This window comes from Hydrogenophaga sp. GW101-3F08 (genome assembly GCF_059424585.1).
In genome coordinates, this window is record NZ_JBWKZP010000002.1 from 269,338 (window position 1) to 281,457 (window position 12,120).

Consider the following 12,120-nt stretch of genomic DNA (forward strand, 5'->3'; position numbering starts at 1 on the left):
CGCTTTCAAAACAGCACGCGGCTGCGCAGGGTGCCGGGCACGCGCGCGAGTTCGGCCAGCGCCAGCTCGGAGTGCGCGGCGTCGATGTCCATCACCACGTAGCCCACGTCTTCGCGCGTCTGCAGGTACTGCGCCGAGATGTTGATCTGGTGGTCGGAGAAGATGCGGTTGATGCTGGAGAGCACGCCGGGCACGTTGCGGTGGATGTGCAGCAGGCGGTGTTTGCCGGGGTGCGCGGGCAGGGCCACTTCGGGGAAGTTGACGGCCGATGTGGTGGTGCCGTTGTCGCTGTACTTGACCAGTTTTTCCGCCACCTCGATGCCAATGTTTTCCTGCGCCTCCAGCGTGGAGCCGCCGATGTGCGGCGTGAGGATCACGTTGTCCAGGCCGCGCAGGGGCGACTCGAACGTGTCTTTGTTGCTGTGCGGCTCTTCGGGAAACACGTCGATGGCGGCGCCGAGCAGGGCCTGGTTTTTCAGCGCGCTGGCCAGCGCGTCCACCTGCACCACGGTGCCGCGCGAGGCGTTGATGAGCACGGCGCTGGGCTTCATGCGCGCGATCTGCGCCGGGCCGATCATCCACTGCGTGGCGGGCGTTTCGGGCACGTGCAGGCTCACCACGTCGGCGGTGGCCATGAGCTCGTCCAGGCTGGTGAGCGGCCTGGCGTTGCCCAGCGGCAGCTTGGTGGCCACGTCAAAAAACACCACATGCATGCCCAGCGCCTCGGCCAAGACCGAGAGCTGCGTGCCGATGGCGCCGTAGCCCACGATGCCCAGCGTCTTGCCGCGGATTTCAAACGAATTGCTGGCCGACTTCAGCCAGCCGCCCCGGTGCGCCACGGCGTTCTTCTCGGGGATGCCGCGCATCAGCAGAATGGCCTCGGCCAGCACCAGCTCGGCCACCGAGCGGGTGTTGGAAAACGGCGCGTTGAACACCGCCACGCCACGCTCGCGTGCCGCGGCCAGGTCCACCTGGTTGGTGCCGATGCAGAAGCAGCCCACGGCGGTGAGGCGCTGGGCGTGGCTCAGTACCTCGGCGCTGAGCTGGGTGCGCGAGCGGATGCCGACGAAATGCGCGTCGGCGATCTTGGCCAGCAGCTGGTCGTCGGGCAGGGCGCCGGGCAGGCTTTCGATCTGGCTGTAGCCCGCCGCGCGCAGCACCGCCACGGCCGAGGGGTGAATCCCTTCCAGCAGCAGGAAGCGGATCTTGTTCTTGTCGGTCGAGGTCTTGGGACCGGGCGGGGTGGGGGTCGTGGTGGCGTCGTTCATGGTTGACAAATATAGTCGGATTAAAGCGCCGGGCCAAAGCACTGGGTCCTTTGAGGTTTTCGCCGGCCTTTCGTGCGGGGCGCCGGTCAGGCCCGGGGCCGTGCGCCCCGATGCATCGCGGGCGGTGCCCGTAAAATCGCCGGCCCCGACGATCCGTCTGCGTGTGCAGCGCCCGTCTCTTGCCACCACCACAGGAAATTCCATGCGTTATTCGGTCTCCCACCACAAGCTCAACCTGGTGCTGTCGGCCCACGGGCTCAAACCCGGTGATGCCGGCGGCATCGACAAGCTCTTTGGTGGCACCGATGGCTACTACTGGTTCGGCACCCTGCGTGACCTCTGCCCGCCGGGCAAGACCATCACCTGGGAAAGCCAGTACGAGATGGTCAACACCATCCAGGCGCACGAAAACGCCACGGCCCTGGAAGACGAGATGAAGCCGCAAGTCCCCAGCGCGGCGAACATTGCGGCGCTGTCCAAGCTGCTGGGCGACCCGATCTGAGTCAGGCGCTGCGCGCGCCCCTTCGGTCCCTCGGCAATGGCGCTGCGGTTCAGCGCAGCCGGCCGATGTAGGTGTTGTGTGGGGTGGCGGGTGGCTCTGCGGCGGGTGGGGGTGGTGGGCTGGCCGTTGCGGTCGGCGACGGCGTGGCGGTGGGTCTGCTCAGGCCCATGGCCTGCTGCAGCTGCAGGCCCACGAGCAACAGCTCTTCGTCTTCGGTGTTCAGCGTGAGCGCCAGGCACTCACGGGCATAGGCCGCGTCTTCCACGAACCGCATCACATCGAAGGGCCTGCCTTGCCGCCCGGACAGCTTGCGGAATTTGGCGAGCAGTTGCAGCGTTGCTGGATTCATGTGAACTCCTCATGTTCGTGGTTGGAGCTGAATGGGGACGCGGCCAGGTGCGCCACGTCCTCTTGGTTGCGCAGATCACGCGCTTCGCGCGCGGCCTCCCTTTTCCGCCCAAGTTCTGGTCCAGCGCACTTGCATCTTGCGCATCACGGCCAGCATCAGCAGCGAGAACACCGCCATCACGATGAAGCCGGTGAGGAAGCTGTCGGTGTGCTGCTTGGACTGGCCCATCATGGCCGGCACCAGGCCGCCGCCCAGGGCGCCGATCTCGCCGATCATGGAGCCGGCCACGGCCGTGGAGGTGGGCCAGCGCAGCGGCACCAGCTGGAACAGCGCGCCGTTGCCCGCGCCCAGCGCGGCGAAGCAGACGATCAGCAGCAGCGTGGTCAGCACGATGGAGTGCGCCGACAGGCCCACGCCCACCAGCGCCACCGACACCACCACCAGCACCACGGTGAGCGTGTTCACGCCGCCCCAGTGGTCGGAAATCCAGCCGCCGAAGACGCGCACCACCGAACCCATCAGCGCGGCCAGCATGGTGAGCTGGCCGGCCTGCACCTTGCTCACGCCGAACTGGTCGTAATAGTAGGTGGGCAAAAAGGTGGTGATGCCGATGAAGCCGCCGAAGGTGACGATGTAGATCAGGCTGAACACCCAGCCGTCTTTTTCCAGCAGGCAGTCCAGGTGCTGGCGCAGGCCGGCGTGCTGGTCGCGGTCGGGCGGCTCCTTGGCCATGAAGGCCACCACCAGCATGGGCACCAGCGAGGCGATGGCCGCGAAGCCGTACACCGTCTGCCAGCCGTAGGCCTGCGCCAGCGGCGGGGCCAGCAGCGCGGCGATGGCGGTGCCGCCGTTGCCCGCACCCACCAGGCCCATGGCCAGCCCTTTGTATTTGGGCGGGTACCAGCCCGAGCCCAGCGACATGGCCACGCCGAAACTGGCGCCCGCCACGCCCAGCAGCAGGGCCATCTTGAGCATGTCGTCGTAGCTGCTCACGAAGAAGTAGCCGTACGACATGGTGAAGCAGATCAGCGCCAGCTCGACCAGGGTGGCCGTCTTGCGGCCCACGTACTGCGCGAGCAGGCCGAGCGGAAACCGCATGATCGCGCCGGCCACGATGGGGATGGACAGCAGCAGGCCCTTCTGGGCCGGCGTGAGGTTGAACTCTTCGCTGATGAAGGGCGCCATCGCGCCGTTCATGACCCAGATCACGAACGAGAACGTGAGGTAGAAGAACGCGGCAAACAGGGTGGGTGTGTGCCCGCTTTTCAGGAACGTACGGAAGCCCGCCATGGCTTGGACCTTTTGTGAGAGAGGGGTGGGGAATTGAAACCCATGCCGCGGCCCCGTGCCAGGCGGCAAGGTGCCATGGATGGGGCGCTGCAGATCGCCCAGGGCGGGCGACTCGGAGCATCGAGCAAGGCCTTCGTTAGCCTTGTGCACTGTTCAGCAAATTCCATGCCCGTCTCGTGGGCGTTGGCCGGGCGGTGGATGCGGGTTTTTGCACCATGGCGGTGATACCCATCCCGCCATGCGTGAAAAAAGGGGCATGCCCGAAAGCATGCCCCTTTTTGGGTTGGCGAAAGACGCCCTTCCGGCGTGAAATGCCTGGCCCAGGATGCGGTGGAACCGGCTTCGCCGGGCCACACGCATCGCCCCCTGGAGGGGGTCGCGCGAAGCGCGGCGGGGGTGGGGCAATTCAAGCCACCTTTTCCACGTGCGCTTGGCGCGTGTAGAGGAAGTCGATCACGGCCTTGCGGTACTGCTGGTACTGCGGGTCGTCGGCCAGGGCCACGCGGTTGCGCGGGCGCGGCAGGTCCACCGCCAGCACTTCGCCGATGGTGGCGGCCGGGCCGTTGGTCAGCATCACGATCTTGTCGGACAGCAGCACGGCCTCGTCCACGTCGTGCGTCACCATGACCACGGTGGCCTGCGTGGCGGCCACGATCTCCAGCAGCTCGTCCTGCAGCTTGGCGCGGGTCAGCGCGTCGAGCGCGCCGAAGGGTTCGTCCATCAGCAGCACCTTGGGCTCCATCGACAGCGCCCGGGCAATGCCCACGCGCTGCTTCATGCCGCCGGAAATTTCACCGGGGCGCTTCTGCGCCGCGGCGGTCAGGCCCACCAGGGCCAGCGCGGACTCGGTGCGGGCTTTGAGCTGGGCCTTGCTTTCGGTGGCGGCAAACACGCGCTCCACGGCGAGGTAGACGTTTTCAAAGCAGGTCAGCCAGGGCAGCAGCGAATGGTTCTGGAACACCACCGCGCGCTCGGGGCCGGGGCCGGCGATCTCGCGGTCGGCGCAGAGCAGCACGCCATGGGTGGGCGTGGTCAGGCCGGCGATCAGGTTGAGCAAGGTGGACTTGCCGCAACCCGAATGGCCGATGAGCGTGACGAACTCGCCCTTGGCCACGGTCAGGTTGATGTCCTTGAGCGCAGGGAACAGACCTTTCTTGGTCTTGAAGGTTTGTTCGACGTGCTGGATGTCGATGTACTTGGTCGTCAGGTTGTTGCTCATGGGAAGCTCCTTGTTCGGGGGCCACCGCGGAACCGGCTTTGCCGGGCCGCTGGTGGCGTCCCCTTGAGGGGGTGACGCGCCTTTGGGCGCGGCGCGGGGGTGGGTCAGGCCTTTACCTCTTCAAACGTAAACAGGGTCGCGAGTTTGATCAGGGCGAATTCGAGCATCAGGCCGACGATGCCGATGACGAAGATCGCGATGATGATGCTGGAGACGTTGAGGTTGTTCCACTCGTCCCAGACCCAGAAGCCGATGCCCACGCCGCCGGTCAGCATCTCGGCAGCCACGATCACCAGCCAGGCCGTGCCCACCGCCAGGCGCACGCCGGTCAGCAGGTAGGGCAGCACGGCGGGGAACAGGATCTTGGTGAAGATCTTCCATTCGCTCAGGTTGAGCACGCGGGCCACGTTCATGTAGTCCTGCGGCACGCGCTGCACGCCCACTGCGGTGTTGATGATCATGGGCCAGATGGAGCAGATGAAGATGGTCCAGATGGCGGCCGGGTTGGCGCCCTTGAACACCAGCAGGCCGATCGGCAGCCAGGCCAGCGGCGACACCGGGCGCAGCAGGCTGATGAGCGGGTTGAACATGCGGCTCAGAAACTCGAAGCGGCCGATGGCGAAACCGGCGGGAATGCCCACCAGCGCCGCCATGCCGAAGCCAATGGCCACGCGCTGCAGCGAGGCCAGCACGTTCCAGCCAATGCCCTGGTCGTTCGGACCTTCGCGGTAGAACGGGTCGGAGAACACCTGCACCGCCTGCGCCCAGGTTTCGGCGGGTTTGGGGATGCCGCTGTTGCTGGTGCTGGCGATCAGTTGCCAGATCAGCACCAGGCAGGCCAGGCCCATGATGGGCGGCAACACCGCCATCCAGAAACCGCGGAAATCACGGCTCGCGGCCGAAGGGCGGGCGCTGACCGCGGCGGGCGCCACGGTGTCGGCGACGGGGGCATTGGCGTGGGGTGCGCTCATGGCTCTTCCAATGGGGCTGGCATGGGAGTTGGCGGGCGGCGCGATGGCCTCCAGCGGTGAATGAAATACGGCGCTGACCATGGTGGATGTCCTTTCAGTGCAACGAGCGAAATGCCTTCAAACGAGCGAGGTGCCTTCAATCCAAGAACGCCGCGGAACCGGCTTCGCCGGGCCGCCAGCGTTGCCCCCCTCCGGGGGGTGACGGCCAACGGCCGGCGCGGGGGGCATCAAAGCTCAAGCTTTGATCTTGAATGAGTCGGCGTACTTCGCTGGGTCCTTGCCGTCCCACACCACGCCGTCGATGAACTTGGCGCTGCGCATTTCGGACTTGGGCAGCGATGTCTTGCTGGCGCTGGCGGCCTCTTTGAAGATGTCGATGCGGTTGACGGCCTTGGCCACGGCCAGGTAGTCGGGGTGGCTCTTGAGCAGGCCCCAGCGCTTGTGTTGGGTGAGGAACCACATGCCGTCGGACAGGTAGGGGAAGTTCGCCGCACCGTCGTTGTAGAACTTCATGTGGTTGGGGTCGTCCCAGGTCTTGCCCAGGCCGTTCTGGTAGCGGCCCAGGATGCGCTGGTTGATCGCGTCCACGCCGGTGTTCACGTACGAGCGCTGGGCGATGGTTTCGGCCATCTTGTTCTTGTTCTGCAGGCCGGCGTCGATCCACTTGCCGGCTTCCAGGATGGCGGCCGTCACGGCGCGCGCGGTGTTGGGGTTCTTGGCGACGAAATCGGCCGTGGTGCCCAGCACCTTTTCGGGGTGGTCTTTCCAGATGTCCTGCGTGGTGTTGGCGGTGATGCCGATGCCGTCCATGATGGCGCGGTGGTTCCAGGGCTCGCCGACGCAGAAGCCGTCCATGTTGCCCACGCGCATGTTGGCCACCATCTGGGGCGGGGGCACCACGATGGCGCGCGCGTCCTTCATCGGATCGATGCCGGCGCTGGCCAGCCAGTAGTAGAGCCACATGGCGTGGGTGCCGGTGGGGAAGGTCTGGGCGAAGGTGTATTCGCGCTTCTCGGTGGCCATCAGCTTGGCCAGCGAGGGGCCGTCCACGGCGCCTTTTTCCGCCAGCTTTTTCGACAGTGTGATGGCCTGGCCGTTCTGCTGCAGGTTCATCAGGATGGCCATGTCCTTCTTGGGCCCGGCGGTGCCGAGCTGCAGGCCGTAGATCAGGCCGTAGAGCACGTGGGCGAAGTCCAGCTCACCGTTGACGAGTTTGTCGCGCACACCGGCCCAGCTGGCTTCCTTGGTGGGGATGATCTTCACGCCGTATTTCTTGTCCAGGCCGAGTTCGGCCGCCATCACCACGCTGGCGCAGTCGGTCAGGGGGATGAAGCCGATCTTGACCTCGGTCTTTTCCGGCGCGTCGGAGCCGGCGGCCCAGACGCCGCTGTGGCCCAGGGTGGAAAAGAAGGTGGCGGTGGCCGCACCCTTCTTGATGAAGTCGCGGCGCGAGGCCTGGGCCGGGGTGCCGGCGTCGGCCGGGCTGGCGGCAGCGATCGGGGTGGTGGTGTCTGCGGTCATGTCCAACTCCTTGCTGATGAAAAAAATCGGTGGCCAAAAACAAAACGGCGCCCATTTCCTGGCCTGCGCTGCGCTGGCTGGAAATGGACGCCGTTGTCCTGTGTCTGGGAAGACTTCGGGGTTTGCGCCGCCGTTGGCGCAGGTCCCGTTGCTGAGTACTAAGCAGAGACCGTGCCAGGTCTCGGGTTCTGCAGCGGTTCGACGGAAAGATCTTTGTTATTGAAGGAAAAAAGAGATTCTCGGCGTCACCGGATGTCGGCGAAACGGGGCTGGAAGGGGCGGGGACCCGGTGCGGGGGCTTCAGCTTGGTGCATCGGCCCTGAGGGGGCACGGGTTTTGTGCGCCGCAGCACGGCAGCGCCGTGCGCACCGGTTTCAGCGCCGCCGTTCGGGCAACACCTCGGCCATGGACAGCACCGCTTCGGCCACGTCGATGAGGCGGCGGTTCTGGTTCATGGCCATCTGGCGCAGGGTCTTGTGGGCTTCGGTTTCGCTCAGGTTGCGGTGCGCCATCAGCAGGCCCTTGGCGCGCTCCACCAGCTTGCGCTCGTTGAGGCTGGCGCGCACGGTGTCGAGCTCGTCGCTGATGGCCTGCAGGCGGCGCGCCTGGTCCTGCACCAGGTCGAGGATGGAGCGGTCGAGCTGCGCGCCGTAGCCCTGCGCCGGGCCGGGCCCGCTCACGTGCTCGGGCACCGGGTCGTGAAAGAACGAGAGTGCGTCGGCCGGCTCGGTGGCGGCGGGGTGCAGGCTCTGGAAGGCCAGCAGCTCGGCCAGGGCGGCCTGGGTCTTGTGCTCGCACAGGCGCTGCAGGCTGTCGGCAAGCCGGTCTTCCACCGTTTTCATGCGGTCCATGCGCAGGCTGCAGCAGTCGAACCAGGGCTGGCTCTGGTTGGCGTCGAGCGCGCTGCCGTGGGGGGCGGTGCACAGCACGCGGCGCATGCGCTCGAGTTCGGCGCGGGCGGACACGGTGTCGCGGTCGGCGCTGGCCCAGAGCGTGGCCAGCTCGTCGCTGGCGAATTCCTTGAACACCTGCAGGCAGCGCTCCTGCGAGTCGATCAGGTGCAGCAGGCGCTGCTGCTCGGCACCGCTGGCCAGGCCGCTGGCGAACAGGGCCGAGCCCGTGGCGCGCTCCTGGCCGGCGAATTCCTTGCCCTGCATGAAGTTGAACAGGGCCACCAGCTGGCGCGAGATGGCGGGGTCGCTGGCGCTGTCGGCGGCTTCGAACACCACCGCCAGCAGGGCGGCGATCAGGCGCACCAGGGCTTCGGTGGATTCGCGTGCCGTCCAGGCCTGGGTGTCGATGCGCTCGCGCAGGGCGGGCAGGGCGTCCAGCCCCTGCAGCGCGTAGGCGATGCGGCTGAACAGGCGCGCGCCGTGGCCCAGGTGCGCGGCCTGGGTGTCCAGGCTGTCGAAGCAGCGGCGCAGCTCGGCTTCGGTGGCCTGGCAGTCGGCGATCTGCTGCTGGCGCGGCTCGGCGAAGCGGGTGCCCTGCGAGCCCAGAAACAGGTTGGACAGCCCACGCTCGCGCTGCAGGCCGTGGATCAGCCGGCCGGTCACGTTCACCAGCGCGCTGGTGAGCGAGAGCTGGCGCAGGGCGTCGATCTCGCAGCGCTTGGCGGCGATGAGGAAATTGAGGCCCGATTTCAGGGGCAGGGCGGTGGGGGTCATGCAAAGCGGGGTGCAGCAATATTCGTGCCCCACCACGGTGCGGACCGGTCGCGCCCGGTGCGGGCGCCAGGTTTGTCAGCCCAAGGCCGTGGCCAGGGGCGCCTGCTGGCGGGCGGGTGGGGGCGCGAGCTGGGCGCGCAGGCCCACCACACCACCCACCACGATGAGGGCCGGCGGCTTCACGCCATGGGCCAGCGCGAGCTGGGGCAGGTCGGCCAGGGTGCCGGTGATGCAGCGCTCCTCGGGCAGGGTGGCTTTTTCCACCAGCGCGGCCGGGGTGTGCGCCGGCAGGCCGTGGGCGATCAGCTGGCGGCAGATCTCGGGCAGGTTGTGGACGCCCATATAAAGCACCACGGTCTGGCGGGGACGGGCGAGCATGGGCCAGTCCATGTCGAGGCCGCGCGCGTCGCGCGTGTGGCCGGTGGCCAGCACGAGCGCGCAGGCGTGGTCGCGGTGGGTGAGCGGTATGCCCACCGAGGCGGCGGCGCCCTGCGCGGCGGTGAGGCCGGGGACCACGGTGAAGGGGATGCCGGCCGCGGCCAGCGCCTGGGCCTCTTCGCCGCCGCGGCCGAAGATGTAGCCGTCGCCGCCCTTGAGGCGCAGCACCGCGCGCCCGCTGCGCGCGAGCCGCAGCATGAGTTCGATGATCGAGGCCTGGGGCAGGGTGTGGTGTGACGACTCCTTGCCCACGTACACGCGGTCGGCGTCGGGCGGCAGGAAGTCCAGCACGGCCGGGCTCACCAGGTGGTCGTACAGCACCAGCTTCGCGGCCTGCAGGGCCTTCACCGCTTTCAGGGTGAGCAGCTCGGGGTCGCCGGGGCCGGCGCCCACCAGCGTCACCAGGCCGGGGGGGCGGTCGTTGTCGGCGGCGCCGGCCCCGGGCCAGCCCGGGGCCAGCCAGTGGCCGTGTTCCATCACGCTCATGGGGTTCTCTCCTTGTTATGTGTGTGCCACCCATTGTTCTTGGGGGTAAACCCTGAGTCCTTGAACCAGTTCAAGGACAAGGCGCGCACACCGTCCGACGATGCATGCAGCTCGTTGACCGGCGATGGACAGCAGCCAGGCGAGCGGGTCTGACACCCCTGGAGGGCAGAGGGCCACATCCACAGCTGATCCGAGACGGAGAGAAAAAACCCATGAAACCCACCAAGATCATCCTGAGCTCGCTCGCGATGGCGGCCATGCTGGTTGCCGGCGCCCTGCACGCGCAGGACAAAAAGGGCGTCAGCCAGCCCGAGGCCAACTACCAGGCGGGCAGCTCGCCCATGGGCGCCGAGCCCATGGTGCAGAGCGTGAACCCCAAGGCGCCGCCCATGACGCAGGCCGAGTTCGATGTGGCGCGCAAGGTGTATTTCGAGCGCTGCGCGGGCTGCCACGGCGTGCTGCGCAAGGGCGCCACCGGCAAGCCGCTCACGCCCGACATCACGGTGGGCAAGGGCACCGACTACCTCAAGGTCTTCATCGCCTACGGCTCGCCGGCCGGCATGCCGAACTGGCAGACCAGCGGCGAGATGAGCGAAAAAGAGGTGGACATGATGGCGCGCTACATCCAGCACGAGCCGCCAACCCCGCCCGAGTTCGGCATGGAGCAGATGAAGGCGACCTGGAAGGTGATCGTGCCGCCGGAGAAGCGGCCGACCAAGAAGATGAACAACTTCAACATCACCAACATCTTCAGCACCACGCTGCGGGACACGGGCGAAGTGGCGCTGATCGACGGCGACACCAAGAAGATCATCAACATCGTCAAGACCGGCTACGCGGTGCACATCTCGCGCCTGTCGGCCTCGGGCCGCTATTTGTTCGTGATCGGGCGCGACGCCAAGATCAACATGATCGACCTGTGGATGGAGCTGCCCGACAACGTGGCCGAGATCCGCACCGGCCTGGAAGCGCGCTCGGTGGAAACCAGCAAGTACAAGGGCTTTGAAGACAAGTACGCCATCGCCGGTTCGTACTGGCCGCCCCAGTTCGTGATCATGAACGGCGACACGCTGGAGCCGCTGAAGATCGTGGCCACCCGTGGCATGACGGTCGACAAGCAGGAATACCACCCCGAACCGCGCGTGGCCTCCATCGTCGGCAGCCACTACAAGCCCGAGTTCGTCGTGAACGTGAAGGAAACCGGGCAGACCCTGCTGGTGGATTACTCGAACATCGACGCGCTCAAGGTCACCACCATCGGCACCGCGCGCTTCCTGCACGACGGCGGCCTGGACTCCACCAAGCGCTACTTCATGGTGGCGGCCAACAACAGCAACAAGATTGCGGCGGTGGACCTGAAGGAAGGCAAGCTCACCCAGCTGATCGACGTGGGCAAGATCCCGCACCCCGGCCGCGGTGCGAACTTCGTGCACCCGAAGTTCGGCCCCGTGTGGTCCACCGGCCACCTGGGCGACGAGACCATCTCGCTCATCGGCACCGACCCGGTCAAGCACCCGAAGAACGCCTGGAAGGTGGTGCAGACGCTCGCCGGCCAGGGCGGCGGTGCGCTGTTCATCAAGAGCCACCCGAAGAGCCAGCACCTGTACTCGGACACGCCGCTGAACCCCGACCCGAAGCTCTCGCAATCGGTCGCGGTGTACGACATCAACAACCTCGAAAAGGGGTTTGTCGTGCTGCCGATCGCCGAGTGGGCGGGCATCAAGGACGACGGCGCCAAGCGCGTCGTGCAGCCCGAGTTCAACAAGGCGGGCGACGAGGTGTGGTTCTCGGTGTGGAGCGCCAAGAACAAGGAGAGCGCGCTGGTCATCGTCGACGACAAGACGCTCAAGCTCAAGGCCGTGATCAAGGACCCGCGCCTGATCACGCCGACGGGGCACTTCAACGTGCATAACACCCAACACGATGTGTACTAACTCCCCCCTGCGCCGCTGACGCGGCTTCCCCCCTCCGTGGCGCGCCTGCGGCGCTTCGAGGGGGGACGGCCCCTGTGGCCCGGCGAAGCCGGTTCCACGGGGCCCCTGGATGAAGTCACTTCGTTGTTGGGTTGTTTCCTCTTTCATCTGGAGAATTCCATGAAATCTCTTCTTTCTGCTGCTGTGATGGCGGCGTTCGCGCTGACGTCCGGCGCTGCTTTTGCTGACGGCGAGGCGGCCCTGACCAAGTCCGGTTGCATGGCCTGCCATGCCAAGGACAAGAAGCTGGTCGGTCCTGCGTTCAAGGACATTGCGGCCAAGTACAAGGGGCAGGACGTGGCGGCCAAGCTGTTCGAGAAGGTCCGCAAGGGCGGCTCGGGGGTGTTTGGTCCGATCCCCATGTCGCCCAACGGGGCGGACAAGATCGGCGATGGCGACCTGAAGGACGCCATCGCGGTGATCCTGAAGTCCTGAT

At 66.7% G+C, this 12,120-nt stretch carries 11 protein-coding genes; 3 read left to right on the top strand and 8 right to left on the bottom strand.

Annotated features, from left to right (window positions below):
• Positions 1-5: 5 nt before the first annotated feature.
• Positions 6-1,268 carry a phosphoglycerate dehydrogenase gene (serA, locus tag AC07YZ_RS06925; RefSeq protein WP_494794222.1) on the bottom strand — a complete coding sequence of 421 codons (1,263 nt, stop codon included), beginning with the start codon at positions 1,266-1,268 and terminating at the stop codon, positions 6-8.
• Positions 1,269-1,470: 202 nt separating this feature from the next.
• Between serA and AC07YZ_RS06930 the strand changes: the two genes are divergently transcribed.
• Complete coding sequence (locus AC07YZ_RS06930) at positions 1,471-1,770, top strand: hypothetical protein (RefSeq protein WP_226493890.1); 300 nt, start codon at positions 1,471-1,473, stop codon at positions 1,768-1,770.
• Positions 1,771-1,819: 49 nt separating this feature from the next.
• On the opposite strand, the gene AC07YZ_RS06935 is transcribed toward AC07YZ_RS06930, so the two are convergent.
• The 7 genes from AC07YZ_RS06935 to cobA all read right to left on the bottom strand — a co-directional run bounded on the left by AC07YZ_RS06935 (position 1,820) and on the right by cobA (position 9,711).
• The gene (locus tag AC07YZ_RS06935; protein WP_494794223.1) at positions 1,820-2,119 is read right to left on the bottom strand and encodes a hypothetical protein; all 300 of its coding nucleotides are present in this window, start codon (positions 2,117-2,119) and stop codon (positions 1,820-1,822) included.
• Between the two features lie 75 nt (positions 2,120-2,194).
• Positions 2,195-3,409, bottom strand: coding sequence for an MFS transporter (locus AC07YZ_RS06940; RefSeq protein ID WP_494794224.1), 1,215 nt, complete (start codon positions 3,407-3,409; stop codon positions 2,195-2,197).
• 406 nt (positions 3,410-3,815) lie between these two features.
• Entirely contained in the window at positions 3,816-4,628 is an 813-nt protein-coding gene (locus AC07YZ_RS06945) for an ABC transporter ATP-binding protein (RefSeq protein ID WP_226493887.1), read from the bottom strand.
• Positions 4,629-4,732: 104 nt separating this feature from the next.
• Entirely contained in the window at positions 4,733-5,680 is a 948-nt protein-coding gene (gene ntrB / locus AC07YZ_RS06950) for a nitrate ABC transporter permease (RefSeq protein WP_494794225.1), read from the bottom strand.
• 153 nt (positions 5,681-5,833) lie between these two features.
• Positions 5,834-7,120: a CmpA/NrtA family ABC transporter substrate-binding protein gene (locus AC07YZ_RS06955; protein WP_494794226.1), complete on the bottom strand. Its 1,287-nt coding sequence runs from the start codon at positions 7,118-7,120 to the stop codon at positions 5,834-5,836.
• A 374-nt stretch (positions 7,121-7,494) separates the two neighbouring features.
• Entirely contained in the window at positions 7,495-8,766 is a 1,272-nt protein-coding gene (locus AC07YZ_RS06960) for a nitrate- and nitrite sensing domain-containing protein (protein ID WP_494794561.1), read from the bottom strand.
• Between the two features lie 96 nt (positions 8,767-8,862).
• On the bottom strand, positions 8,863-9,711 hold the full coding sequence (cobA, locus tag AC07YZ_RS06965) for a uroporphyrinogen-III C-methyltransferase (RefSeq protein ID WP_494794227.1): 849 nt from the start codon (positions 9,709-9,711) through the stop codon (positions 8,863-8,865).
• Positions 9,712-9,923: 212 nt separating this feature from the next.
• On the opposite strand from cobA, the gene AC07YZ_RS06970 reads away from it, so the two are divergent.
• Positions 9,924-11,645 carry a cytochrome D1 domain-containing protein gene (locus tag AC07YZ_RS06970; RefSeq protein WP_494794228.1) on the top strand — a complete coding sequence of 574 codons (1,722 nt, stop codon included), beginning with the start codon at positions 9,924-9,926 and terminating at the stop codon, positions 11,643-11,645.
• 159 nt (positions 11,646-11,804) lie between these two features.
• Entirely contained in the window at positions 11,805-12,119 is a 315-nt protein-coding gene (locus AC07YZ_RS06975) for a c-type cytochrome (protein ID WP_494794229.1), read from the top strand.
• The last annotated feature ends 1 nt before the right edge of the window (position 12,120 follow it).

Coding starts and splice junctions, on each gene's coding strand:
- AC07YZ_RS06970 (WP_494794228.1), top strand. CDS start 9,924: ATGAAACCCACCAAGATCATCCTGAGCTCGCTCGCGATGGCGGCCATG.
- serA (WP_494794222.1), bottom strand. CDS start 1,268: ATGAACGACGCCACCACGACCCCCACCCCGCCCGGTCCCAAGACCTCG.
- AC07YZ_RS06935 (WP_494794223.1), bottom strand. CDS start 2,119: ATGAATCCAGCAACGCTGCAACTGCTCGCCAAATTCCGCAAGCTGTCC.
- AC07YZ_RS06940 (WP_494794224.1), bottom strand. CDS start 3,409: ATGGCGGGCTTCCGTACGTTCCTGAAAAGCGGGCACACACCCACCCTG.
- AC07YZ_RS06975 (WP_494794229.1), top strand. CDS start 11,805: ATGAAATCTCTTCTTTCTGCTGCTGTGATGGCGGCGTTCGCGCTGACG.
- AC07YZ_RS06930 (WP_226493890.1), top strand. CDS start 1,471: ATGCGTTATTCGGTCTCCCACCACAAGCTCAACCTGGTGCTGTCGGCC.
- ntrB (WP_494794225.1), bottom strand. CDS start 5,680: ATGGTCAGCGCCGTATTTCATTCACCGCTGGAGGCCATCGCGCCGCCC.
- AC07YZ_RS06955 (WP_494794226.1), bottom strand. CDS start 7,120: ATGACCGCAGACACCACCACCCCGATCGCTGCCGCCAGCCCGGCCGAC.
- AC07YZ_RS06945 (WP_226493887.1), bottom strand. CDS start 4,628: ATGAGCAACAACCTGACGACCAAGTACATCGACATCCAGCACGTCGAA.
- cobA (WP_494794227.1), bottom strand. CDS start 9,711: ATGAGCGTGATGGAACACGGCCACTGGCTGGCCCCGGGCTGGCCCGGG.